The sequence below is a fragment of the Streptomyces sp. NPDC005775 genome (genome assembly GCF_042871565.1).
Lineage (GTDB): Bacteria > Actinomycetota > Actinomycetes > Streptomycetales > Streptomycetaceae > Streptomyces.
Map to the genome: position 1 here is coordinate 1 of NZ_JBIAIU010000025.1, position 25,704 is coordinate 25,704.

The 25,704-nt window shown below is 70.4% G+C and carries 14 protein-coding genes and 1 tRNA gene; 11 read left to right on the forward strand and 4 right to left on the reverse strand.

Going from position 1 to position 25,704, the window contains the following annotated elements; translation table 11 throughout:
* The first annotated feature begins 253 nt into the window (after positions 1 to 253).
* A tRNA-Thr gene (locus tag ACFYPA_RS35795) sits at positions 254 to 326 on the forward strand.
* An 81-nt stretch (positions 327 to 407) separates the two neighbouring features.
* On the opposite strand, the gene ACFYPA_RS35800 is transcribed toward ACFYPA_RS35795, so the two are convergent.
* Positions 408 to 3,038: a SpoIIE family protein phosphatase gene (locus ACFYPA_RS35800; protein ID WP_359087077.1), complete on the reverse strand. Its 2,631-nt coding sequence runs from the start codon at positions 3,036 to 3,038 to the stop codon at positions 408 to 410.
* Positions 3,039 to 3,439: 401 nt separating this feature from the next.
* On the opposite strand from ACFYPA_RS35800, the gene ACFYPA_RS35805 reads away from it, so the two are divergent.
* The 10 genes from ACFYPA_RS35805 (at position 3,440) to ACFYPA_RS35850 (ending at position 18,339) form a co-directional block, all read left to right on the forward strand.
* A complete protein-coding gene (locus ACFYPA_RS35805; RefSeq protein WP_359087075.1) occupies positions 3,440 to 8,926 on the forward strand; it encodes a HAMP domain-containing protein in 5,487 nt (1,828 codons plus the stop codon).
* 245 nt (positions 8,927 to 9,171) lie between these two features.
* Positions 9,172 to 9,849 carry a response regulator gene (locus ACFYPA_RS35810; RefSeq protein ID WP_359320406.1) on the forward strand — a complete coding sequence of 226 codons (678 nt, stop codon included), beginning with the start codon at positions 9,172 to 9,174 and terminating at the stop codon, positions 9,847 to 9,849.
* Between the two features lie 244 nt (positions 9,850 to 10,093).
* Entirely contained in the window at positions 10,094 to 12,868 is a 2,775-nt protein-coding gene (locus ACFYPA_RS35815; RefSeq protein ID WP_359320403.1) for a DNA translocase FtsK, read from the forward strand.
* Positions 12,869 to 13,072: 204 nt separating this feature from the next.
* The gene (locus tag ACFYPA_RS35820; protein ID WP_359087069.1) at positions 13,073 to 13,873 is read left to right on the forward strand and encodes a RodZ domain-containing protein; all 801 of its coding nucleotides are present in this window, start codon (positions 13,073 to 13,075) and stop codon (positions 13,871 to 13,873) included.
* A gap of 132 nt (positions 13,874 to 14,005) precedes the next feature.
* Positions 14,006 to 15,484: a 30S ribosomal protein S12 methylthiotransferase RimO gene (gene rimO / locus ACFYPA_RS35825; protein ID WP_359084870.1), complete on the forward strand. Its 1,479-nt coding sequence runs from the start codon at positions 14,006 to 14,008 to the stop codon at positions 15,482 to 15,484.
* Positions 15,481 to 16,293 carry a CDP-diacylglycerol--glycerol-3-phosphate 3-phosphatidyltransferase gene (gene pgsA, locus ACFYPA_RS35830; protein ID WP_359084868.1) on the forward strand — a complete coding sequence of 271 codons (813 nt, stop codon included), beginning with the start codon at positions 15,481 to 15,483 and terminating at the stop codon, positions 16,291 to 16,293. Before rimO ends, pgsA begins: the two co-directional genes overlap by 4 nt.
* Complete coding sequence (locus ACFYPA_RS35835; RefSeq protein ID WP_359320400.1) at positions 16,290 to 16,799, forward strand: nicotinamide-nucleotide amidohydrolase family protein; 510 nt, start codon at positions 16,290 to 16,292, stop codon at positions 16,797 to 16,799. Before pgsA ends, ACFYPA_RS35835 begins: the two co-directional genes overlap by 4 nt.
* Before the next feature lie 109 nt (positions 16,800 to 16,908).
* Entirely contained in the window at positions 16,909 to 17,292 is a 384-nt protein-coding gene (locus ACFYPA_RS35840) for a helix-turn-helix transcriptional regulator (protein ID WP_359084865.1), read from the forward strand.
* Between the two features lie 284 nt (positions 17,293 to 17,576).
* Positions 17,577 to 18,047: a DNA starvation/stationary phase protection protein gene (locus ACFYPA_RS35845; protein WP_359084864.1), complete on the forward strand. Its 471-nt coding sequence runs from the start codon at positions 17,577 to 17,579 to the stop codon at positions 18,045 to 18,047.
* A 97-nt stretch (positions 18,048 to 18,144) separates the two neighbouring features.
* Positions 18,145 to 18,339, forward strand: coding sequence for a CsbD family protein (locus ACFYPA_RS35850; protein ID WP_359320397.1), 195 nt, complete (start codon positions 18,145 to 18,147; stop codon positions 18,337 to 18,339).
* Between the two features lie 799 nt (positions 18,340 to 19,138).
* Here the strand turns inward: ACFYPA_RS35850 and ACFYPA_RS35855 are convergent.
* The 3 genes from ACFYPA_RS35855 to ACFYPA_RS35865 form a co-directional block, all read right to left on the reverse strand.
* Positions 19,139 to 19,903 (reverse strand): SDR family NAD(P)-dependent oxidoreductase, encoded by a 765-nt coding sequence (locus ACFYPA_RS35855; protein WP_359320394.1) that lies wholly within the window; start codon positions 19,901 to 19,903, stop codon positions 19,139 to 19,141.
* A 62-nt stretch (positions 19,904 to 19,965) separates the two neighbouring features.
* Positions 19,966 to 20,793 (reverse strand): DNA-formamidopyrimidine glycosylase family protein, encoded by an 828-nt coding sequence (locus ACFYPA_RS35860; protein WP_359320391.1) that lies wholly within the window; start codon positions 20,791 to 20,793, stop codon positions 19,966 to 19,968.
* A 204-nt stretch (positions 20,794 to 20,997) separates the two neighbouring features.
* Positions 20,998 to 25,662: a DEAD/DEAH box helicase gene (locus tag ACFYPA_RS35865; RefSeq protein ID WP_359320388.1), complete on the reverse strand. Its 4,665-nt coding sequence runs from the start codon at positions 25,660 to 25,662 to the stop codon at positions 20,998 to 21,000.
* Positions 25,663 to 25,704 lie beyond the last annotated feature (42 nt).

The following is a 25,704-nucleotide window of genomic DNA, read 5'->3' on the forward strand; positions in this document are numbered from 1 at the left end:
GGTACTGCAGGGGGGACCCTGTGGGAGAGTAGGACGCCGCCGAACAATTATTGTAGAAAGCCCCGTGCCCTTGTGGCACGGGGCTTTTCTGCGTTCCCGACCAGTTCGCCGGCGCACGTGGTGGGGGAGTCGCCAGGGAGAGGGCCCTGCGTGGGAACAGGGCTGGTGGGGCCGGGTGGTGACGGTGCGACAGGCGGTTTTGCGCACCCCCCGATTCAGGGTATGCTTTAGCTCGTTGCCGCAGGGCAGCAAGGCCCCAATAGCTCAGTCGGTAGAGCGTCTCCATGGTAAGGAGAAGGTCTGCGGTTCGATTCCGCATTGGGGCTCGTACAGGAGAAAGGCCCCCGCCACATGGCGGGGGCCTTTCTCGTATCCGGAGGTGTTCCCGACCGTCCGGCGCCGGCCCGTTATACAGCGACCGGGGGCTCGGGGACGCGCATCGCGAGGATGGCCATGTCGTCCGAGGCCGGCTCGGCGGCGAATCGCTCCACCGCCCGCAGGATGCGTGCCGCCACCGCACCCGCGGTGAGACCCGTGCAGTTGGCCAGTACGTCCGCCAGGCCGTCGTCACCGAGCATGCGCGTGCCCTCCCGGCGTTCGGTGACACCGTCGGTCACACACAGGAGGACGTCGCCCGGGTCCAGAGTCACCGTCTGCTCGTACAGCTCCAGGTCCTCGATGACGCCCAGCAGGGGCTGGGGTTCCGCCGCCGCTTCGACCGAGCCGTTCTGGCGCAGGCGCAGCGGCAGCGGATGACCGGCGCAGACCACCTTGAGAAGGGCGCTGCCGTTCTCCTGCGGCCACAACTCCCCGTAGAGGAGGGTCAGGAAGCGACTGCGGGCGCCCTCGTCGAGGATGGCGGCGTTGAGCCGCTCCAGGACGGCGGGACCGCCGAAGCCTTCGCGGGCGAGCAGGCGCAGGGCGTGCCGGGCCAGGCCCGTCACCGCCGCCGCCTCGGGGCCCGTACCGCAGACGTCGCCGATGGCGAAGCCGTAGGCGCCGTCACGGATCGGGAAGACGTCGTAGAAGTCGCCGCCCACCTCGTTGCCCTCGCCGGCTGCCCGGTAGATGACCTCGATCTCGACATTGGGGACGTCGGGCAGGCCCGGGGGCAGCAAGCTGCGCTGGAGGGACTGGCTGATCGCCGTGCGCTCCGAGTAGAGGCGGGCGTTGTCCAGGGCCAGGGCGGCTCGGCGGGACAGGTCCTCGGCCAGTTCCAGGATCTCCTGGCGGAAGTGGTCGTCGGACGGCTTGCCGAGCGTGAGCATGCCGATGACCCGGTTGCGGGCGACGAGTGGGAGGACCACGGTCTCCCCGCCCACCGCGGCCGCGGTGGCGAGTGTCGAGCGGATGCCCGCGCCGAGGCCGCCCGGGTCTCCGAGGCCGATGCTGCGCATCGAGGTGCGCAGCGCCGCCTCATGGGCGGCCTCGGAGGGCGCGGACCAGATACGTGCGCCGGGAGTCGGCACCGGGTCCGGCGGCGAGATCTTGGAAAGCAGGGCCTTGAGGCCGTCGATGAGCTCCTCGTCCTCGTGCAGCACGTAGGAGAGGTACGGGTCCGAGGACTGGTCCGCGATCGTGTAGACGGCACACCACGTGGCCAGGGTGGGAACGGTCATCTGCGCCATGAGGGCGAGTGTCTGGTCCCGGTCGAGCGTGCCGGCCAGCAGGTCGGACGCCTCGACGAGGAACGAGAGCGAGCCGCGGCGCAGCCGTTCCAACTCTCCCAGGCGGGCGGATTCGACCGCCAGGGCGATGCGGTCGGCGGCGAACTGGAGGCGCAGCGCCTCCTCGTTCGAGTACCGGCCGGCGGCTTCGGCCGCGACGCCCAGGGAGCCCGTCAGGCGGCCCTCGACCTTCAGCGGGACCGTGACCACCGAGCGCATGCCCGTGTCGCCGAGCAGGGGGACGGCGCCGGGCACGGCGTCGAGGTCCTCGTGGACGGCCGGCATGCGTGCGGAGCCGTACCGTCCGGTGCCGGCCTCGACGGGGACCCGTGCGAAGCGCTGGCGGGCGGAGGGCAGGCCGGTCGTGGCCCGTACCTCCAGTTCGGTCTCGTCGTCCGTCGCGAGCAGCAGGAACGCGGCGTCGGCGTCGAGCATGTCGCGGGCCCGTTCGACGGTGCGCTGGAGCAGTCCGTCGAGGTCGTCGGGGGCGGGGGAGCCGATGAAGACCTCGAACGGGTCCGTCGTGCGGCTCTCGGTGGTCGCGTCGGAGACCGGAGTGCGTACCGGTGACTGGAGCACGGCGCGTTCGTAGTCGCGTACCAGCAGGCACACCGTCGAGGGCTCGCCCCCGGTGTCACGGACGCGCAAGTGGGATCCGTACACCTGGATCGTGCGGCCGTCGGCGGCACGGACGCCGTAGCTGCCCTCCCAGCGGGAGAGGCGCAGCGCGTCGGCGATGCCGGTGTTGGTGCCCGGGGTCTGCGGCCAGGCGGTGAAGTCGGTGAACTGCTTGCCGGTGACCTGCTCCGCGGTGTGCCCGAACAGAAACGAGGCGTCGTCGTTCCACGCGGCGATGGAGCCCGAACTGTCGATCTGCACGACGGCGACCCTGACCCGTTCGTCGGTGACGGGGAGCAGGTCCACCGGAAGCAGGGGGCCCGCGGAGCGGATGCCCACCGGGCGGTCGGGGAGATCGAGCTGGAACCAGACATGTTTGTGCGTGGGGGAGTACTCGACTCCCCAGCGGGAAGCGAGCGCCGCGCACAGGAGCAGGCCGCGGCCGCCCTCGCGGTCGGGGCTGCCGAAGTCCAGCGCGGTGGACTGGAGCGGAATCTCCCGTTCCGGGTAGTGGTCGGAGACCTCGACCCGGACGCCCTCGTCCGTGCGCAGGCAGAGTACGTCCGCCGCCGTGCCCGCATGGACCACCGCGTTCGTGACGAGCTCGCTGGTGAGGACCACGGCGTCGTCGACGACATCGGTGTACCCCCACCCCTGGAGGGTGTCCCGGACGAAGGCGCGGGCCGTCGCGACGGAGCGCCCCACCGGGTCGAAGGTGGCAGCCGCGCGCGCCGTGATCACAGCACTCCCCATTTGGTGTCTCGTCGCTTCCCCGAGTCCTGTGCCCGTTTCTCGCCGCTTCGATTCGCCTGCCAGGCTAGACGCTCCGTGCAGGTGCCGGATACACGAGGGCCGGGTTCGGGCAAGGACGGGCAGGAACAGGCCTGTGACCGGACAAGTGTGGGCTTCCCTCCGGAGGGATGTGGGACAACCATGGGAGGTTGCACCCCCACAGGTTCCGGCCTGGTACGTTTCAACGATTTGACGTCCTCATGGTCACCCGTCGACGGTGGGCAGTGGCGGTGAGCCACAGAGGATCTGGGCAAGCTCTCGGACAAGGCCCGAGTGATTCGGTCAACCCCTGCGGGAGGGACACGGTGGAGTCTGACGTGGCGGCGCGGGGAACAGGCACGCGCAGTAAAGGCGGACAGCCCGTGAAGAAGCAGCGCAATGGAACCGTCGAAGTCGACGCCGCCGCACTCAACAGACTGCTCTCCGGTCTGGTGGCGATGCGTGACGGGAACTTCCGCAGGCGTGTGACCGTGTCCGGCGACGGTGTCATGGCCGAGCTCGCGGCGGTCTTCAACGAGGTCGCCGACCGCAATGTCCACCTCACGGGTGAGCTCGCGCGCGTGCGGCGGGTGGTCGGCCGGGAGGGCAAGCTCACCGAGCGGCTGGAGACGGGCGCCTGCGAGGGCTCCTGGGCCGCCGCGATCGACGCGTCGAACGAGCTGGTCGATGATCTCGCGCGTCCGGTCTCGGAGGTCGGACGGGTGCTGTCGGCGGTGGCCGACGGTGATCTCGAACAGCGGATGGAGCTGCGTTCGCACACGGCGGACGAGACGGTACGGCCGCTGCGCGGCGAGTTCCTGAAGGTCGCCCGTACCGTCAACAACCTCGTCGACCAGCTGTCGGCGTTCACCGAGCAGGTGACGCGGGTCGCGGTCGAGGTGGGCACCGAGGGCAAGCTGGGCGGCCAGGCCCAGGTGCGCGGGATGTCCGGGTCCTGGAAGGACCTCACGGACTCCGTGAACACCATGGCGTACCGGCTGACCGCGCAGGTGCGCGACATCGCCCTTGTGACGACGGCGGTGGCCAAGGGCGACCTGTCGCGGAAGGTCACCGTCCATGTCGCCGGCGAGATGGCGCAGCTGAAGAACACCGTCAACACGATGGTCGACCAGCTGTCCTCGTTCTCCTCCGAGGTGACCCGCGTCGCCCGTGAGGTGGGTACCGAGGGCGAACTGGGCGGGCAGGCGACGGTGCCGGGTGTGGCCGGGGTCTGGAAGGACCTGACCGACTCCGTCAACACGATGGCGGGGAACCTCACCTCCCAGGTGCGTGGCATCGCGGAGGTGACGACGGCGGTCGCCAACGGTGATCTGTCGCAGAAGGTGCGGGTGAGCGCACGCGGCGAGGTCGCCCAGCTCGCCGAGACGATCAACCAGATGACCGAGACGCTGCGCACCTTCGCGGACGAGGTCACCCGCGTGGCCAGCGAGGTCGGTGGCGGGGGTGTGCTCGGCGGGCAGGCGCAGGTGCCGGGCGCCGCGGGCACCTGGAAGGACCTCACCGACTCGGTGAACACCGTCTTCCGCAACCTGACGATCCAGGTGCGGGACATCGCGCAGGTGACGACGGCGGTGGCCAGCGGTGACATGTCGCAGAAGGTCACCGTCGACGTGGCCGGCGAGATGCTGGAGCTGAAGAACACCGTCAACACGATGGTCGACCAGCTCCAGTCCTTCGGTTCGGAAGTGACCAGGGTGGCCCGGGAGGTCGGCGTCGAGGGCCGGCTGGGCGGCCAGGCCGAGGTGCCGGGCGCGGCGGGCACCTGGAAGGACCTCACGGACTCCGTCAACACGGCCTTCCGCAACCTGACGGGTCAGGTGCGCGACATCGCGCAGGTGACGACCGCGGTCGCCAACGGTGATCTGTCGCAGAAGGTCACCGTCGACGTGGCCGGCGAGATGCTGGAGCTGAAGAACACCGTCAACACGATGGTGGCGCAGCTGTCCTCCTTCGCGGACCAGGTGACGCGGATGGCGCGTGACGTGGGTACGGAGGGCCGCCTCGGCGGGCAGGCGCGGGTCGACGGCGTCAGCGGTACGTGGAAGGAGCTCACGGACTCCGTCAACTTCATGGCGGGGAACCTGACCTCCCAGGTGCGCCAGATCGCGCAGGTGACCACGGCGGTGGCGCGGGGTGATCTGTCGCAGAAGATCGACGTGGACGCGCGCGGCGAGATCCTGGAGCTGAAGAACACCATCAACACGATGGTCGACCAGCTCTCCGCCTTCGCCGAGCAGGTGACCCGGGTGGCCCGTGAGGTGGGCACGGACGGGCGCCTCGGCGGTCAGGCACAGGTTCCCGGCGTGGCCGGCGTGTGGCGCGATCTGACCGATTCGGTGAACGGCATGGCCGGGAACCTCACCGCGCAGGTCCGTAACATCGCCCAGGTCGCCACGGCTGTGGCGCGGGGCGATCTGTCGCAGAAGATCGACGTGGACGCGCGCGGCGAGATCCTGGAGCTGAAGAACACCCTCAACACGATGGTCGACCAGCTCTCGAACTTCGCGGAGCAGGTGACGCGGGTCGCCCGTGAGGTGGGCACGGAGGGCATTCTCGGCGGTCAGGCCGAGGTGCAGGGCGTGTCCGGTACGTGGAAGGACCTGACCCAGTCCGTCAACGGCATGGCGAACAACCTGACCCTCCAGGTCCGCAACATCGCCGAGGTCACCACCGCGGTCGCCAACGGTGACCTCTCCAAGAAGATCACCGTCGACGCCAAGGGCGAGATCCTCGAACTGGTGACGACGGTGAACACGATGGTCGACCAGCTGATGAACTTCGGTGACGAGGTGACGAGGGTCGCCCGGGAGGTGGGTACCGAGGGCATCCTCGGCGGCCAGGCCCGGGTGCGTGGCGCGACGGGCATCTGGAAGGACCTGAGCGAGAACGTCAACCTGATGGCCAACAACCTGACCAGTCAGGTGCGGAACATCTCCCGCGTCTCGTCCGCGGTCGCCAATGGTGACCTGACGAAGAAGGTCACCGTCGAGGCGCGCGGCGAAGTCGCCGAGCTGGCGGACACCGTCAACACGATGGTGACGACGCTGTCGTCGTTCGCCGACGAGGTGACGCGGGTCGCCCGCGAGGTGGGCACGGAGGGCGAGCTGGGCGGCCAGGCGAGGGTTCCCGGTGTCTCCGGTACGTGGAAGGACCTCACCGAGTCCGTGAACTCGATGGCGTCCAACCTGACCGGGCAGGTGCGCCAGATCGCCACGGTCACCACGGCCATCGCCGAGGGCGATCTCACCAAGAAGATCGACATCGACGCGCGTGGTGAGATCCAGGAGCTGAAGAACACCATCAACACGATGGTCGACCGGCTGTCCTCGTTCGCCGAGCAGGTGACCCGGGTGGCCCGCGAGGTGGGCACCGAGGGGCAGCTGGGCGGCCAGGCGCGGGTGCGCGACGTGGACGGCACCTGGCGCGACCTCACCGAGTCGGTGAACGAGATGGCCGGGAACCTGACGCGTCAGGTGCGCGCCATCGCGGCCGTGGCGACCGCGGTGACCCGGGGCGATCTCAATCTCAAGATCGATGTGGACGCGGCCGGAGAGATCCAGTCCCTCCAGGACAACATCAACACGATGATCGCCAACCTGCGCGACACCACCGCCACCAACAAGGAGCAGGACTGGCTGAAGGGCAATCTCGCCCGGATCTCCGGCCTGATGCAGGGGCGGCGCGATCTGGACGACGTGGCCTCGCTGATCATGAGCGAGCTGACCCCGGTCGTCTCCGCGCAGCACGGCGCCTTCTTCCTCGCCACGGCGACCGGGGACACCGACGCGCTGGGTGCGGAGGGTGACAGGGAGGGCGCGTACGAGCTCCGTATGCGCGGCAGCTACGGCTACTCGGCGGGCTCCATGCCGACGTCCTTCCGGCCCGGGGAGACGCTCATCGGCACGGCGGCCGAGGAGAAGCGGACGATCCAGGTGGACAACGTGCCGCCGGGATACCTGAAGATCTCCTCCGGTCTCGGCGAGGCGCCGCCCGCGCACGTGATCGTGCTGCCGGTGCTCTTCGAGGGAAAGGTCCTCGGGGTGATCGAACTGGCCTCGTTCCAGCCGTTCACCCACATCCAGCGGGACTTCCTCAACCAGCTCGCCGAGATGATCGCCACAAGCGTCAACACGATCAGCGTCAACACCACGACCGAGAAGCTGCTGGAGCAGTCGCAGGAGCTCACCGAGCAATTGCGCGACCGGTCGCAGGAGTTGGAGAACCGGCAGAAGGCCCTCCAGGCGTCCAACGCCGAACTGGAGGAGAAGGCCGAGCTGCTGGCCCAGCAGAACCGCGACATCGAGGTCAAGAACACCGAGATCGAGGAGGCGCGCCAGGTCCTGGAGGAACGCGCCGAACAGCTCGCCGTCTCCATGCGCTACAAGTCCGAGTTCCTGGCGAACATGTCGCACGAGTTGCGGACACCGCTCAACTCACTGCTCATTCTGGCCAAACTCCTCGCGGACAACGCCGAGGGCAATCTGTCCCCGAAGCAGGTGGAGTTCGCCGAGACGATCCACGGAGCCGGTTCCGATCTCCTCCAGCTGATCAACGACATCCTCGATCTGTCGAAGGTCGAGGCGGGCAAGATGGACGTCAGCCCGACCCGGATCGCGCTGGTGCAGCTGGTCGACTACGTCGAGGCGACGTTCCGGCCGCTCACAGCGGAAAAGGGGCTGGATTTCTCCGTACGGGTGTCACCGGAACTGCCGGCCACGCTGCACACCGACGAACAGCGACTGCTTCAGGTGCTGCGCAATCTCCTCTCCAACGCGGTCAAGTTCACCGACAGCGGCGCCGTCGAGCTGGTGATCCGGCACGCCGGTGCCGAGGTGCCCGACGCCATCCGGGAACAGCTGCTGGAAGCCGGTTCGCTGCGGGACGCCGACGCCGACCTGATCGCCTTCTCGGTGACGGACACCGGTATCGGGATCGCGTCCAGCAAGATGCTGGTGATCTTCGAGGCGTTCAAGCAGGCGGACGGGACGACCAGCCGCAAGTACGGCGGGACCGGCCTCGGCCTCTCCATCAGCCGGGAGATCGCGCGGCTGCTGGGTGGCGAGATCCATGCGGCGAGCGAGCCCGGCCGCGGCTCGACGTTCACGCTGTACCTGCCGCTGCACCCGAGCGAACTGCCGCCGCAGGGATACCCGCAGATCGGCCCCGGCCCCATCGAGATCCATGGTGCCGCGGTCGAGAGCGGCCGGCTGCCGGAGGCGGGCCCCGGGCAGGGCTTCCAGACGTTCGGGGAGGCTTCCGGGATGCCGGGGGGCGCACACGACCAGGGGGGCGCACACGACGCGGGTGGCGCGGCAGGGCTGATGAGGCGTCGCCGCAAGGCTCTGGGCGGTGCGCCGCAGCAGCCCGCGCTGCCGCACCGGGCAGCCCCCTCGCCGGACAGGCAAGCCCCGCAGGAGCCGTGGACGCTCGGTGGCCAGGAGGAGCCCGTCGAGGCCCGCAGGACGTTCCGGTTCGGCGGTGAGAAGGTGCTGATCGTCGATGACGACATCCGTAACGTCTTCGCGCTCACCAGCGTGCTGGAGCAGCACGGCCTCTCGGTGCTGTACGCGGAGAACGGGCGCGAGGGGATCGAAGTCCTGGAGCAGCACGACGATGTGACGGTCGTGCTGATGGACATCATGATGCCGGAGATGGACGGTTACGCGACGACCACGGCGATCCGCAGGATGCCGCAGTTCGCCGGTCTGCCGATCATCGCGCTGACCGCGAAGGCGATGAAGGGCGACCGCGAGAAGGCGATCGAGTCCGGAGCATCCGATTACGTGACCAAGCCGGTCGATTCCGATCATCTTCTGTCGGTTATGGAGCAGTGGATGCGCGGAGAGTGATCGCTAATTGCGGGCATCGATCGTGATTTGTTGACTGACCCCGTCGGGAGGAGTGTGGGAGCGCGGTTTCCGGGGAACCTTCTGGTCTCTCGCCGCGTTTTCCCTGTGTGCACAGTGACATCGCGGTGACAGGGTGTGGTGCCGGGCGGGGTGCGGCTACCATGACCGGCACAAGGACGGACGGCGCAAGGGAGCCGTCCCCTGGGGCGGCGCCCGGTGCAATGCCGGGGCGAGGAGGGCGGGCCATGGTGCAGAAGGCCAAGATCCTCCTGGTCGATGACCGGCCGGAGAATCTGCTGGCGCTGGAGGCCATCCTCTCTGCGCTCGATCAGACACTGGTGCGGGCATCGTCAGGGGAGGAAGCGCTCAAAGCGCTGCTGACGGACGATTTCGCGGTCATTCTGCTGGATGTCCAGATGCCGGGCATGGACGGTTTCGAAACCGCGGCGCACATCAAGCGGCGGGAGCGGACCAGGGACATCCCGATCATCTTTCTCACCGCGATCAATCACGGTCCGCACCACACCTTCCGGGGTTACGCGGCCGGTGCGGTGGACTACATCTCGAAGCCCTTCGACCCCTGGGTGCTGCGCGCCAAGGTCTCGGTCTTCGTCGAGCTGTACATGAAGAACTGCCAGTTGCGTGAGCAGGCGGCGCTGCTCCGGCTCCAGCTGGAGGGCAGCGGACACGGGGGCGCGCACCGCGAGAAGGAGCCCGCCGGACTGCTGGCCGAACTCTCCGCACGGCTCGCGGCAGTCGAGGAGCAGGCCGAGGCCCTCTCCAAGCAACTGGACGACGAGTCTGCGGACGCCGCGGCCGTGGCCACCGCCGCTCACCTCGAACGGAAGCTGACCGGCCTGCGCCGGGCGCTGGACGCGCTGGAGCCCGGCACCGGCGGCGGACCCGCCACCCTCTCCTCGTAACGCGGCCGCAGGGCGGACCGCCCCTTTCCGCGGGGCCCTTCGGTGCGGCGTGGCGGCAACTGGCCGGAGAGTGCGGCCGGTCGGTGGCCGGGCTCCGCCCCCCCCGGACCGTTCCGGGCGTCCGGCGTTCCACGTCAGGTCACCGGTGAGGGCGCGTCAGTTTGCGGCCGCCGTACGGCGACACGGTCGGGTGAACCGGCACGCGCACGTGTTCACTGCCGCAGACACCGGTAACCTCGGCCCCATGGCCTCACGTACGTCCGGCAAGGGTTCCCAGGGCACGGCGGGCACCGCGAAGCGCGTCGGCGGTGGCCCGGGTGCGGCGAAGAAAGCCGCGCCCGCCAGGAAGACCGCGGCGAAGAAGACAGTCCCCGCCAGGAAAGCACCGGCGAAGAAGGCGGTGGCGAAGAAGGCCGCCGCGCCCAGGCCGGCGCCGTCGCCCACCAGCGGTGTGTACCGCCTGGTGCGCGCCGTCTGGCTCGGCGCGGCCCACGCCGTCGGCGCGATGTTCCGCGGCATAGGACGCGGCGCCAAGGGCCTCGACCCCGCCCACCGCAAGGACGGCGTCGCGCTGCTGCTCCTCGGCCTCGCGCTGATCGTCGCCGCGGGCACCTGGTCGAACCTGCGCGGCCCGGTCGGCGACCTCGTCGAGATGCTCGTCACCGGGGCGTTCGGCCGGCTCGACCTCCTGGTGCCGATACTGCTGGGCGCCGTCGCCGTACGGCTGATCCTCTATCCGGAGAAGCCGGAGGCCAACGGCCGGATCGTCATCGGGCTCTCCGCGCTGGTCGTCGGCGTGCTCGGGCAGGTCCACATCGCATGCGGATCGCCGGGGCGCGAGGACGGCACCGAGGCCATGCAGGACGCGGGCGGCCTCATCGGCTGGGCCGCTTCCAAGCCGCTGATCTTCACCATGGGCGAGGTGCTCGCCGTACCGCTGCTGCTGCTCCTGACCGTCTTCGGACTGCTGGTCGTGACGGCGACCCCGGTGAACGCCATTCCGCAGCGGCTGCGGCTCCTCGGTTCCAAGCTGGGGATCATCGACCCGGTGTACGACCCGGAGGCGCTGGACGAGGACGACGACGAGCGGTACGACGAACAGTGGCGTGAGTCGCTGCCCGCCCGTTCGCGACGTTCCTCCGTGCGCCGTTCCGAGGCGCCCGAGGAGTACGACGCCGACCGCGCGGAGAGCGACGCGCTCTCCAAGCGCCGCAGGCCGCGCAGGCCCTCCGTGCAGCCGGCGATGAACCGCACGATGGACGCCGTGGACGTCGCGGCCGCCGCGGCCGCCGCGCTCGACGGGGCGGTGCTCAACGGGATGCCGCCCTCGCCGGTCGTCGCCGATCTCACCCAGGGCGTGTCCGTGGACCGGGAGCGCACAGGCACTCCGGTGCCCGGCGCCCGGGAGGCGGAGCCCGCCCGGAGGCCGGGGGAGAGGGCCGCCTCGCCGTCCGGGGGCGTGCCCGACCTGACCAAGCCGGCCCCCGAGAGGTCGCAGTCGCAGCCGCTGCCGTCCAGGGCCGAGCAGCTCCAGCTCTCCGGCGACATCACCTACTCGCTGCCGTCGCTCGACCTGCTGGAGCGCGGCGGCCCCGGCAAGACCCGCAGCGCCGCCAACGACGCGATCGTCGCGTCCCTGACCAACGTGTTCACCGAGTTCAAGGTCGACGCCGCGGTCACCGGCTTCACCCGCGGTCCCACGGTGACGCGCTACGAGGTGGAGCTCGGGCCCGCCGTGAAGGTGGAGCGGATCACGGCGCTCGCCAAGAACATCGCGTACGCCGTCGCCAGCCCGGACGTCCGGATCATCTCCCCGATTCCGGGGAAGTCCGCCGTCGGCATCGAGATCCCCAACTCCGACCGGGAGATGGTCAACCTCGGCGACGTGCTGCGGCTCGCGGACGCGGCTGAGGACGACCACCCGATGCTCGTCGCGCTCGGCAAGAACGTCGAGGGCGGCTACGAGATGGCGAACCTCGCCAAGATGCCGCACGTCCTGGTGGCCGGTGCGACCGGCTCCGGGAAGTCCTCCTGCATCAACTGCCTGATCACCTCGGTGATGATAAGGGCGACGCCGGAGGACGTCCGGATGGTCCTGGTCGACCCCAAGCGCGTCGAGCTGACCGCGTACGAGGGCATCCCCCACCTGATCACGCCGATCATCACCAACCCCAAGAAGGCCGCCGAGGCCCTTCAGTGGGTCGTGCGCGAGATGGACCTGCGCTATGACGACCTCGCCGCCTTCGGCTACCGGCACATCGACGACTTCAACCACGCCGTGCGCACCGGCAAGCTCAAGACGCCGGAGGGCAGTGAGCGGGAGCTGTCGCCGTACCCGTACCTGCTGGTGATCGTCGACGAGCTGGCCGACCTCATGATGGTGGCCCCCCGTGATGTCGAGGACTCGATCGTCCGCATCACCCAGCTGGCCCGCGCCGCCGGAATCCACCTGGTGCTCGCCACCCAGCGGCCATCCGTGGACGTCGTCACCGGTCTGATCAAGGCGAACGTGCCCTCCCGGCTCGCCTTCGCGACCTCGTCGCTGGCCGACAGCCGCGTCATCCTCGACCAGCCCGGAGCCGAGAAGCTCATCGGAAAGGGTGACGGGCTGTTCCTGCCGATGGGGGCGAACAAGCCCACCCGTATGCAGGGCGCCTTCGTCACCGAGGACGAGGTCGCGGCGGTCGTCCAGCACTGCAAGGACCAGATGGCCCCCGTCTTCCGCGACGACGTGGTGGTCGGGACGAAGCAGAAGAAGGAGATCGACGAGGACATCGGCGACGACCTCGATCTGCTCTGCCAGGCCGCTGAGCTGGTCGTCTCCACCCAGTTCGGGTCCACCTCCATGCTCCAGCGCAAGCTGCGGGTGGGGTTCGCGAAGGCCGGCCGGCTGATGGACCTCATGGAGTCGCGGAACATCGTCGGGCCGAGCGAGGGCTCCAAGGCGCGCGACGTCATGGTGAAACCGGACGAGCTCGACGGGGTGTTGGCACTGATCCGCGGGGAAACCGGTTCGTAAGCTTTTTGCGAGCAACCGTTTCGCCGAGCCGTACGTCAAGTTGAAGGGAGGGACAGCAGGATGTTCCTTCCCGGGGCGGTCCGGCTGATCCGACTCTGTTCGAATCTGATGGCGTACAAAGTCGTCCCTCCCGGTTGCCCCACCCTTTCGTACCCCCCCTAGACTGAACACCCAGCAGGTGGCTCACGCTCGAAAGGCGCCCCCGTGTCCATCGGCAACTCCCCCGAAGACGACCGCCCTTCGATCGGTCGAGTGCTTCAGCAGGCTCGCATCGCCGCAGGTCTCACGGTCGAAGAGGTCAGCACGTCCACCCGGGTGCGCATCCCCATCGTGCACGCGATCGAGGAGGACGACTTCTCCCGCTGCGGCGGCGACGTGTACGCCCGCGGCCATATCCGAACGCTCGCACGTGCCGTAGGCACCGATCCGGAACCGCTGGTTTCGCAGTACGACGCCGAGCGCGGCGGCCGTCCCGCACCCACACCGGCAGCACCACTGTTCGAAGCTGAGCGGATCCGTTCGGAACCGCGTCGGCCCAACTGGACCGCGGCCATGGTCGCGGCCATCGTGGCCGTCGTCGGATTCGTCGGTTTCACCTTCTTCAAGGGCGGTGACGAGCCCTCGACCGCCGGCCAGGTCGCCGAAGGCCCGACATCCGACAAGATCACACCCAAGCCGGCGTCCAGCAAGCCCGTCGATCCCAAGCCGGCCCCCTCGGACAGTGCCATCGCGGCAGCGCCCCAGGACAAGGTGACGGTCAGGCTCAGCGCGAGCCAGGGCAAGAGCTGGATCTCCGCCAAGGACCACAACGGCCGGTCCCTCTTCGACGGAACCCTCCAGCAGGGCGAGTCGAAGACGTTCCAGGACAAGGAGCGCGTCGACCTCGTTCTCGGGAACGCCGGATCGATCGAACTCTTCGTCAACGGCAAGAAGGTCGAGGACCAGTTCCAGCCGGGACAGGTCGAGCGGCTCTCGTACACCAAGGGCGACCCCGAGGTCGGCTGATCGCAGGACCCAGCAGTTCCGAGGCGGCGAGCGCCCGGCCATCGTGCCGGGCGCTCGCCGCCTTCGTCACTCCCTGTGACTCCCGAACCCTGCACGGCAGGGCCAGTGCCGGGACAAAGTAGTCTTGAGCCCATGCCCGAACGCCGTACCGTCGCCCTTGTCACTCTTGGCTGCGCCCGTAACGAGGTGGACTCGGAGGAGCTCGCAGGCCGCTTGGCAGCGGACGGCTGGGAGCTCGTCGAGGATGCCTCCGATGCCGATGTCGCCGTGGTCAACACCTGTGGATTCGTCGAGGCCGCCAAGAAGGACTCCGTCGATGCCCTGCTCGAAGCCAATGATCTGAAGGACCACGGCCGGACCCAGGCCGTCGTCGCCGTCGGCTGCATGGCCGAGCGCTACGGCAAGGACCTCGCCGAGGCCCTGCCGGAAGCGGACGGAGTCCTCGGATTCGACGACTACGCAGACATCTCGGACCGCCTCCAGACCATCCTCAACGGTGGCATCCACGCCTCCCACACCCCGCGGGACCGCCGCAAGCTGCTGCCCATCAGCCCGGCCGAGCGCCAGGACGCCGCGGTGGCCCTGCCCGGTCACGCGCAGGAGGCCGCGCCGGCCCCCGCCGATCTTCCGGAGGGTGTCGCGCCGGTCTCCGGTCCGCGGGCCCCCCTGCGCCGCCGGCTGGGCACCAGCCCCGTCGCCTCCGTGAAGCTGGCCTCGGGCTGTGACCGGCGCTGCTCCTTCTGCGCCATCCCGTCCTTCCGCGGCTCCTTCATCTCCCGGCGCCCCTCGGACGTCCTGGGCGAGACCCGCTGGCTGGCGGAGCAGGGCGTGAAGGAGGTCATGCTGGTCTCCGAGAACAACACCTCGTACGGCAAGGACCTCGGCGACATCCGTCTCCTGGAGACACTCCTTCCGGAGCTCGCGGACGTCGAGGGCATCGAGCGCATCCGCGTCAGCTATCTGCAGCCGGCCGAGATGCGGCCCGGTCTGATCGACGTACTGACCTCGACGCCGAAGGTCGCGCCCTACTTCGACCTGTCGTTCCAGCACTCGGCCCCCGGCGTGCTGCGCGCGATGCGGCGCTTCGGGGACACCGACAGCTTCCTGGAGCTCCTGCACACCATCCGGAGCAAGGCGCCGCAGGCCGGTGCGCGCTCCAACTTCATCGTGGGCTTCCCCGGCGAGACCGAGGCGGACCTGGCGGAGCTGGAACGGTTCCTCACCGGTGCCCGCCTCGACGCGATCGGCGTCTTCGGCTACTCCGACGAGGACGGCACCGAGGCGGTCGGTTACGAGAACAAGCTGGACGCCGACACCATCGCCGAGCGTCTCGCGCACATCTCCCAGCTGGCCGAGGAGCTGACCTCGCAGCGGGCCGAGGAGCGCGTGGGTGAGTCGCTCCAGGTGCTGGTCGAGTCGGTCGAGCCGACGGAGGACGAGTCGCGCGCCGTGGGCAGAGCGGCCCACCAGGCGCCCGAAACGGATGGGCAGGTGCTCTTCACCGCACGCGAGGGTCTCGTCCCGGGCCGTATGGTCGAGGCGAAGGTAGTGGGCACCGAAGGCGTGGATCTGGTGGCGGAGTGCTGTGAGCTTGTGGAGGTAGCCAGATGACCGGAGTCCCGGCATCCGCGGCAGGTGGTTCCGGCGCGACGCCGGCCCGCGGCGGAAAACTGGGTGCTGCGGCCGTCAATCAGGCCAGCCTGTGGAACATCGCCAACCTCCTCACCATGGCGCGGCTGGTGCTGGTCCCCGGGTTCGTCGTGCTGCTGCTCCACGACGGCGGTTACGACCCGGCCTGGCGTTCGATCGCCTGGGCCGCGTTCGCCGTCGCGATGATCACCGACGTGTTCGACGGACATCTGGCGCGCAAGTACGACCTGGTCACGGACTTCGGCAAGATCGCCGACCCGATCGCCGACAAGGCGATCATGGGCGCGGCGCTGATCTGCCTGTCGTACCTCGGTGACCTGCCCTGGTGGGTCACCGGTGTGATCCTCTTCCGCGAACTCGGCATCACGCTGATGCGGTTCTGGGTGATCCGGCACGGTGTGATTCCCGCCAGCCGGGGCGGGAAGATGAAGACGCTGGCCCAGGGGACGGCTGTCGGGATGTACGTCCTGGCGCTGACCGGCCCGCTGGCCACGCTGCGCTTCTGGGTGATGGCGGTGGCCGTCGTGCTGACGGTCGTCACCGGCCTGGACTATGTCCGCCAGGCCGTCGTGCTGCGGCGCCAGGGGCTGGTGGCGGAGAAGGCGGCCCTCGCCCAGGAGGCCGCCGGGAACGCCGAGGCGGCGCCGGAGAGCGCCGAGGGTGAGGCGCGGGTCTTCCGAGGCCCCGAAACCGCCGGGACGGTCCCTGAGGGGGCCGACGGCGCGGAACGGGTCTCCGGGAAGCGCGGGGCCGCGGAGGCCGAGCGGTGACTGCCGCGGCCGAGGTGCTGCGACTGCTCGTCGGGCGGGGAGAGACCCTCGCCGTCGCCGAGTCGCTGACCGGCGGCCTGGTCGCCGCTGAGCTGACTTCCGTCCCCGGTGCCTCACAGGCCTTCCGCGGGTCGGTGACGGCGTATGCGACCCCCCTCAAGAGTGAACTCCTGGGCGTGGACGCGGAGCTTCTGACGACGCGAGGGGCAGTGGATGCCGAGGTCGCGCACCAGATGGCGACAGGCGTGCGCCGGGCGCTCGGCGCAGACTGGGGAGCGGCGACGACCGGTGTCGCCGGCCCCGAACCGCAGGACGGCCAACCGGTCGGAACGGTCTTCGTCGCAGTCTGCGGCCCCTCCGGCACCGTGAAAGTGACCGCGTTGCGGTTGAACGGTGGACGGTCGGACATCCGTAGAGAGAGCGTGCGGAGCGTGCTCGAACTGCTCTCCGGCGAACTCGGCGGGTACGCGAGCGCACAGGATACGGAACACTACGGGGGGAATTGATGTTTGCAGCCCTGAGTGAACACGACATCGCTCCCCGCACGGCCGCAGCGCTAGGCGGTACGGTGGGGCGTGAAGGATGCGGCTACGCGGTCCGAGGAGGGAGCCACCGATGATTCTGCTCCGTCGCCTGCTTGGTGACGTGCTGCGTCGGCAGCGCCAGCGCCAAGGCCGTACTCTGCGCGAAGTCTCCTCGTCCGCCCGAGTTTCGCTCGGCTATCTCTCCGAGGTGGAGCGGGGGCAGAAGGAGGCATCCTCCGAACTGCTCTCCGCCATTTGCGACGCGCTTGATGTACGGATGTCCCAGCTCATGCGTGAAGTGAGCGATGAGCTGTCCCTGGCAGAGCTGGCCGAGTCGGCAGCGGCCGGCGATCCGGTACCTGTACCGGTGCGCCCCATGCTCAATTCCGTCTCCGTTTCGTCGGTGACGGGTGTACCGACGGGGCGGGTGACCATCAAGGCGCCCGCGGAAGCGGTGGATGTCGTCGCCGCCTGACCCGCGCGGTTCGGTGTGAAACCGGAGCCCCGGTCCTTCCCCTTCAGGGGGCGGGCCGGGGCTCCGGTGCGTTCACGGGGCAACGGGGCGTGACCGGGACGGCCCATCGGTCCCCCCGTGGTTCGGCGGACGCAAATGGGGGGTGTTGTCGGGCTTCCTGCGGGCAGGCGCATGACTGAGACCGGGGAACAATCTTTTCGAACACCTCCCCGGATGACCGTTTTGCTTCGTTTGTGCCATCGTGGTTGGTGCTGAACGGAACGGATACCAGATCGGAGACGTGCATGTCTGTGGTGAAGAGCCCGCTGTCCGAGACCGACCTCAAGTCCGTGGGTGAGGCCCTTCAGGGCGCCCTGGTGGACCTTGTCGACCTCTCCCTGGTGGCCAAGCAGGTCCACTGGAACGTGGTCGGGCCTCGTTTCAGGTCCGTTCACCTTCAGCTCGACGAGGTCGTCGACACCGCCCGCCAGCACTCGGACACGGTGGCCGAGCGAGCGTCCGCGCTGGGCGTCAATCCGGACGGGCGGTCGGCGACGATCGCCAGCACCACGGCCATCGACTCCGTGCCCGAGGGCTGGGTCAAGGACGTCGACGCCGTGAAGACCCTGGTCGACGCACTGGGCATCGTGATCGGCCGGATGCGCGAGCGGATCGAGGTGACGGGCGACCCCGACCCGGTCAGCCAGGACATCCTCATCGCGCTGACCGCTGACCTCGAGAAGCACGCGTGGATGTTCCAGGCGGAGAGCGCCTGACCGGCTTCTCCGACCTCCCGGCGGGATTCCGCCGGGCCCCATTCCAGCCGGCCTGCCCATAGCGGTGAGGCCGGATCGCAAGACGCGAGGAGCTGTGATGACCGACGAGAGCGCCAAGGACAAGGTCGCCGGCAAGGCCAAGGAAGCCATGGGCAAGATGACCGGCAACAAGCGCATGGAGTCCGAGGGCAAGACGGACCAGGCGAAGGGCAAGGCCAAGGGCGCCATGGGCGAGGCCCGGGAGCGCGCCGACGGTGTCAAGGACTCCCTGAACCGTGACGACAAGGACTGAACGGCAGTCGAGCAGCCCCCACCGGAAGCGGTGGGGGCTCCCCTCTGAACAGGGCCGCCGTGGCGATGGGCGGCCGTCCGCGGGGCGCAGGTGGTAGGCGGGCGTCTGGTGTCTTGGTGTCAGGCGGCTAAGGCGTCTGGCGGATAGGCGGTCTGGCGGCCCGGCGCGTAGGTGGGTAGGTGGCGTGCGAGCGCGTGGTGCGCGCCGGTACTGCGCCGGTGCGCTCTCCCGCCGAGGGAGCGGGCAGGGCTAGGGTCTTCCGTTCGGATCACGCCTGGCACCGAACCCGCGAGCCCCGCGCGCTCCGAACGACAGGCCCCGGGTCCGGCGAAGGAGGCAGCCATGGTGCGGAGATGGGTGCCCGCGCTCGTGCTCGGCGGTGTGTGGTGGTGGGCCGTGCTCCGGCTGGTGCTGGAGCCGGCGCACGCGGGACCGGTCGAGGGTGTGGTCGCGGCGGGTGGATGGGGCCTCAGCCTCCTGCCGGTGCACGTGGCCGAGACCGCCCGGCCGACCGGGATATTCGACGCGGGGGCGGGTCTGCTGCGGCGGTGTGCCGAGGGCGTGCGTGAGGTGGGCCGGACCTGGCAGGCGCTGATATCCAGCTCATCCATACCTGGCTCGACCTCCGGCCCGTCGATGCCCGACTCGATTCCCGGCCCGTCGATGCCTGGCTCGATCTCCGGCCCGTCGTGGCGCGGGACGGGCCGTTCCTGGCGTGCTTGGAACCCGTCCGGGCGGACGAAGGGCCCCGCCCGGCGTACGGGCCGCCGGCCCTGGACCGTCGGCAGGGCGTGGCGCGCTACCAGGGCATGGCGACGCCGCCGTTCGGGCGGAGGATCTGGCCGGTCATGAAGGCGGACGCGTCCGACGCCAGATGCAGCACCGTGTGCGCGACGTCATCGGGCTCGCCGACCCTGCCCAGGGGCGAGATGCGCACCATCGTGGTCTCGGCCCGCTGCTGCTGCTCCGCGTCGTGGCGGGCGGTCATGGGGGTACGGATCCAGCCGGGGGCGACCGCGTTGACCCGGATGCCCCGGGGGCCCAGCTCGGTGGCCAGGGTCTTGGTCAGCTGGACGACGGCGGCCTTCGCCGCGCTGTAGCAGAGCAGGCCCGGGCTCGCGGAGTCGACCGCACCCGAGGCCATCGTGATCAGTGAGCCGGGGGCGCCGCGCGCGACCATCGTGCGGGCCACTTCCTGGCAGGCGTACAGAACCCCCTTGAAGTTGACCGCGAGCACGCGGTCGAGGTCCTCGTCCTCGGTCTCCAGGACGCTGCTCGTGTGCATGATTCCGGCGACGGCCGCCAGGATGTCCAGATCTCCGGCTGCCGCGACGGCGGCCCGGAGCTGGTTGCGGTCGGTGACATCGAGCGGATGGGTGTGGGCTTCGCCACCTGCGGCTGCGATCAGGGCGAGCGTCTCCAGGAGACCCTTCTCGTCGAGATCGGCGCAATGGACGGTGGCGCCGGCTTCCGCCAGCAGGGCGGCCGAGGCCCGGCCGATTCCGCCGCCGGCGCCGGTGACGAACGCGGAGCGGCCGGTGAGGTCGTACGCGGCGAGAGGCATGACCGGACCGTACGGCCGAATCTGACGGGTCGTCAACAGTCCCTGCCGTGGCGGGGTGCCCGTCAGGGGGTGGGGCCCGTTTGGCAGTGGGGGCACCAATAGGTGGGGCGGATGTCCTGCTCCACCTTGCGGATCGGGGCCCCGCAGCGCAGACAGGGACGGTGGGCCCGGCCGTAGACCCAGAGGTTCTCGACCGGGCGACGGGTACGGGGCGCCGGAGCGGCGCCGGCTCGGGGGCGGGCGCCGACGGTGGTGGTGCGGACCGGGCGGTCGCGGTTGGCTTCCAGGAGCTGCTTGGCCGTGCTGACCAGGAGGACGGCCGTCGATTCAGGCAGCAGTCCGATGGGGAGCCAGGGCGTGGCGCGGGCCAGGAAGCACAGCTCGCAGTTGTAGACGTTGCCGATGCCGGCCAGGTTGCGCTGGTCCAGAAGGGCTTCGCCGAGGGGGCGGCCGGGATCGGCCAGGAGGTTGCGCAGCGCGGTGTCGGCGTTCCAGTCCGGGCCCAGCAGGTCCGGGCCGAGGTGACCGACGGTCTGCTCCTCGTCCTTGGTGCGCAGGAGCTCGAGAACGGGGAGGCGGTAGCCGACCACGGTGTGCGTGGTGTTGGCCAGGACGGCACGGATCTGGTGGGCGGGGCCGCCCCGCCAGCGTTCGTGGGGGGCGAAGACGCGCCAGGCGCCGTCCATCCGCAGATGGCTGTGGAGGGTGAGGCCGCCCTCGATACGCGTCAGCAGGTGCTTGCCGCGCGCGGAGACGTCGAGAACGGTCCGGCCGGTGAGATCGGCGGTGGCGAACCGTGGGACGCGCAGATCGGACTGGGTGAGGACCTGGTCGGCCAGGGCGCTGTGCAGTCGCTTCGCGGTCTGCAGGACGGTGTCTCCTTCGGGCATACGTCCATGATGCGCCGGATGAAGGGAGGCCGGATGGATGGGTGGATGGATGGATGGTGCGGTCGGGGAGCTTTGATCTGTGGGTGAGGTGGGGTGCTGCGGTGTGGCGCGGTGCAGGGCGGTGCGATGTGGCCGTGGGTTCGGGCGTGCGGGCCTCTCGGTGTGGCCGTGGCTTCGGGCGCGCAGCCTTCGGTGTGCCCCCGGTCAGGCGCGCAGGCGTAGGCCTCTCGGGGTGGCGAGGAAGCCGGCCGACTCCAGGGTGCGGCCGAGGGGCGAGGTCAGGGACGAGGCGCCGTTGGTGCGCTCGACCGTGACCGTGCCGAGGGCTCCGGCGCGGGCCGCGGCCGCCAGGGCCGCCGCTGCGGCGCGGAGCGCCGGGTCGTCCGGATCGGTGGGCCAGGCCAGCAGAGTCTTGCCGCCGCGCTCCATGTACAGCGTCAGTTCGCCGTCGACCAGGACCACGAGGGAACCCGCCTTGCGTCCGGGTTTATGCCCGGCCCCGGCCGGGGGCTCGGGCCACGGCAGGGCCGCGCCGTAGGCGTTGGCGGGGTCGGCCGCCGCGAGGACCAGGGCCCGGGGGTCAACCCCCGGTTCCGTACGGTCGCGGGCGGTGGAGGCCGCGCGGAGCCGGTCGACGGCGCCGTCCATGGCGAACTGCGCCGCACCCAGCCCCTCCACGACGTAGCCGCGGCGCGCCTGCCCGTTGTCCTCGAAGGCGGACAGCACGCGGTACGCGGCGGAGAAGCCGCCCTCGACGCCCTCGGCCTGGACCGCGCCGCGCGTCACGACGCCGTGCCGGTCCAGAAGAGTCCGGGCCAGGGCGTGTGCCCGGTGCGTGGGTTCGGGTTCGGCGGGCGGCAACAGGGACCAGCGGCCGGAGACCGTGGGTGGCCCGGTGCGCGAGACGGGGCGGGCCGAAGCCGTGAGCGAGCCGTAACGGCCGCGCGGAACATTGCGCTTGGCGCGGTGCGCGGTCGATCCGGCCGTGCGCCCGGAGCCGAGGAGCGCCCGCAGCGGGGCGAGAGTGTCGTTGGTGAGCCTGCCCGACCAGGCGAGGTCCCAGAGGGCGTCCGCGAGGTGCGGATCCGTGGAGTCCGGGTGTGTGGTGGCGCGGACCTGATCGGCGATCTGGCGGAAGAAGAGCCCGTACCCGCCGCTGAGCGCGGTCAGTACGGACTCGTGCAGCGCGCTGAGTTCGAGCGGGCGCGGAGGAGGCAGGAGCAGGGGCGCGCTGTCCGCCGGATAGAGACACAGCCAGCCGTCCTTGCCGGGCAGGGCGCCCGCACCGGCCCACACGACCTCGCCGGTGGTGGTGAGTTCGTCCAGGAGCGCCGGGGAGTAGCCGCTCACACGGCTGGGAAGGATGAGCTTCTCCAGCGCGGAGGCCGGGACGGGCGCGCCCTGCAACTGCTCGACGGCGCGCGCCAGCCCGTCGACTCCCCGCAGACTGTTGTCGCCGAGATGCTGCCACTGGGGCAGGAACCCGGCCAGCGCTGTGGGAGGCACCGGCTCCAGCTCATGGCGGAGCGCGGCGAGCGAGCGGCGCCTCAGCCGCCGCAACACCGTGGCGTCGCACCACTCCTGGCCGATGCCCGCGGGGTGGAACTCGCCCTGGACGATCCGGCCGGAGGCCGCGAGCCGTTGCAGCGCTCCGTCGGTGACGGCGGTGCCGAGGCCGAAGCGGGCGGCCGCCGCGGTGGAGGTGAACGGGCCGTGCGTACGGGCGTAGCGGGCGAGGAGGTCGCCCAGAGGGTCCTTGACCGGTTCGGTGAACGCCTCGGGGACGCCGACGGGAAGCGCTGTGCCCAGGGCGTCGCGCAGCCGGCCCGCGTCCTCGATGGCCGCCCAGTGGTCGCCCCCGCCGATCCGGACCCGGATGGCCCGGCGGGCCGTGGAAAGCTCCTGCGCCCACTGAGGTTCGGCGCCGCGCTCGGCCAGCTCCGGATCGGTGAGCGGACCGAGGACGCGCAGCAGGTCGGCCACCCCTTCGATGTCCTTGATCCGGCGGTCCTCGGCCAGCCACTGGAGCTCCTGCTCCAGCTCGGTCAGGACCTCGGCGTCGAGCAGTTCGCGCAGTTCCGCGCGGCCCAGCAGTTCGGCCAGGAGATGGGAGTCGAGCGAGAGGGCGGCGGCCCGCCGCTCGGCGAGCGGCGAATCACCCTCGTACAGGAACTGTGCGACGTAGCCGAACAGGAGCGAGCGGGCGAACGGGGAGGGCTCCGGTGTGGTGACCTCGACCAGGCGGATTCGGCGGGCTTCCAGGTCACCCATCACCTCGGTGAGGCCGGGGACGTCGAAGACGTCCTGGAGGCATTCGCGGACCGCTTCGAGCACGATGGGGAACGAGCCGAACTCGGAGGCGACCTGGAGGAGCTGGGCGGCCCGCTGACGCTGCTGCCACAGCGGGGTCCGCTTGCCGGGGCTGCGCCGCGGCAGCAGCAGCGCGCGGGCCGCGCACTCGCGGAACCGGGAGGCGAACAGGGCGGAGCCACCGACCTGATCGGTGACGATCTGCGCGATCTCGCCCTTGTCGAAGGCGACATCGGCGGCTCCGACCGGGGGCTGGTCACTGTCGAGGGCCATGTTGGCCGGAGGGAGCGGCGCGCCGCCGGCGTCCTGGGCCGCGTCCTGCGCGGGGTCGAAGTCGAGGAGGTCGAGACCCATCATGTCGGCGTCCGGGAGCCTCAGCACGATGCCGTCGTCGGCATGCATGACCTGGGCGTCCATGCCGTACCGCTCGGCGAGGCGGGCACTGAGGGCGAGGGCCCACGGGGCGTGCACCTGGGCGCCGAACGGGGAGTGCACGACGACGCGCCAGTCGCCCAGCTCGTCCCGGAACCGTTCGACGAGGATGGTCCGGTCGTCCGGCACATGGCCGCACGCCCGGCGCTGCTCGTCGATGTACGACAACACGTTGTCCACGGCCCACGTGTCCAGGCCCGCCGCCAGCAGTCGCTTCCGGGCGTCCTCGGGGGACAGCCCGCCGAGCTCGCGCAGGAAGGCGCCCAGCGCCCGCCCCAGCTCCAGCGGGCGGCCCAGTTGGTCGCCCTTCCAGAACGGCAGCCGTCCCGGGACGCCGGGCGCCGGTGAGACGAGGACCCGGTCGCGGGTGATGTCCTCGATCCGCCAGGACGTGGTGCCCAGGGTGAAGACGTCGCCGACCCGGGACTCGTACACCATCTCCTCGTCCAGCTCACCGACCCGGCCGCCGCCCTTCTTGGGGTCGGAGCCGGCGAGGAAGACCCCGAAGAGGCCTCGGTCGGGGATGGTGCCGCCGGAGGTGACCGCGAGCCGCTGGGCGCCGGGCCGTCCCGTGACCGTCCCGGCGATGCGGTCCCAGACGACGCGAGGACGCAGCTCGGCGAAGGCGTCGGACGGATAGCGGCCGGCGAGCATGTCGAGCACGGCGGTGAAGGCCGACTCCGGGAGCGAGGCGAAGGGGGCGGCCCGGCGGGTCACCGCCAGCAGGTCGTCCACCTGCCAGCTGTCCAGGGCGACCATCGCGACCAGTTGCTGCGCCAGCACGTCCAGCGGGTTGGACGGGACCCGCAGGGCCTCGATGGACCCCTCGCGCATCCGCTCGGTGACCACGGCCGCCTGCACCAGATCGCCCCGGTACTTCGGAAAGACGACGCCGGTGGACACCGCGCCCACCTGGTGCCCGGCCCGGCCGACGCGCTGCAGCCCGGAAGCGACCGACGGCGGCGACTCCACCTGGATGACCAGGTCGACGGCTCCCATGTCGATGCCCAGCTCCAGGCTGGACGTGGCGACCACCGCGGGCAGCCGGCCCGCCTTGAGGTCCTCCTCGACCTGGGCGCGCTGCTCCTTGGAGACCGATCCGTGGTGGGCCCGGGCGAGGAGCGGGGGCGCGCCCTTCGCCGCCCCGGACTCCGCCATGAGCTCGGCGGGGGAGTGGGCCTCGGGCATGGTCTCGCCGGTGGCCCGCTCGTACGCGATCTCGTTGAGCCGGTTGCAGAGCCGCTCGGCGAGACGGCGGGAGTTGGCGAAGACGATCGTGGAGCGGTGGGCCTGGACGAGATCGACGATCCGCTCCTCCACATGGGGCCAGATCGACGGCTTGTCCGTCTGCCCGGAGTCCGGGTCGGTGGCGGGGGAGCCGCCGAGCTCAGCCAGATCCTCCACCGGCACGACCACCGACAGATCGAACCGCTTGGTGGACGGCGGCTGGACGATCTCCACCTTCCGCTGGGGCGACAGGAAACGCGCGACTTCGTCGACCGGGCGGACCGTGGCCGACAGGCCGATCCGCCGGGCCGGACGGGGCAGCAGCGCGTCGAGGCGCTCCAGCGACACGGCGAGATGGGCGCCGCGCTTGGTGCCCGCGACCGCGTGCACCTCGTCGAGAATCACCGTTTCGATTCCGGCCAGCGCGTCGCGCGCCGAGGACGTCAGCATCAGGAAGAGGGACTCGGGTGTGGTGATCAGGATGTCCGGCGGACGCGTCGCCATCGAGCGGCGCTCGGCGGGCGGGGTGTCGCCGGATCGGATTCCCACCCGCACCTCGGGCTCGGGGAGCCCCAGCCGCACCGACTCCTGGCGGATGCCGGTCAGCGGTGAGCGGAGATTGCGCTCCACGTCGACGGCGAGGGCCTTGAGCGGCGACACGTACAGCACCCGGCAGCGCTTCTTCGCCTCGGCGGGCGGCGGGACGGCCGTCAGCTGGTCCAGAGCGGCCAGAAAGGCGGCCAGGGTCTTGCCCGAGCCGGTCGGCGCGACGACCAGGACGTCCGACCCCTCGCCGATCGCCCGCCAGGCACCTTCCTGCGCGGCCGTGGGCGCGTTGAAGGCCCCCGTGAACCAACTGCGGGTCGCGGGGGAGAACGCATCGAGTGCGGAGCCGGTCATATCCCCATCGTGCACCCCGCCACTGACAACGGCCCCGAAGCC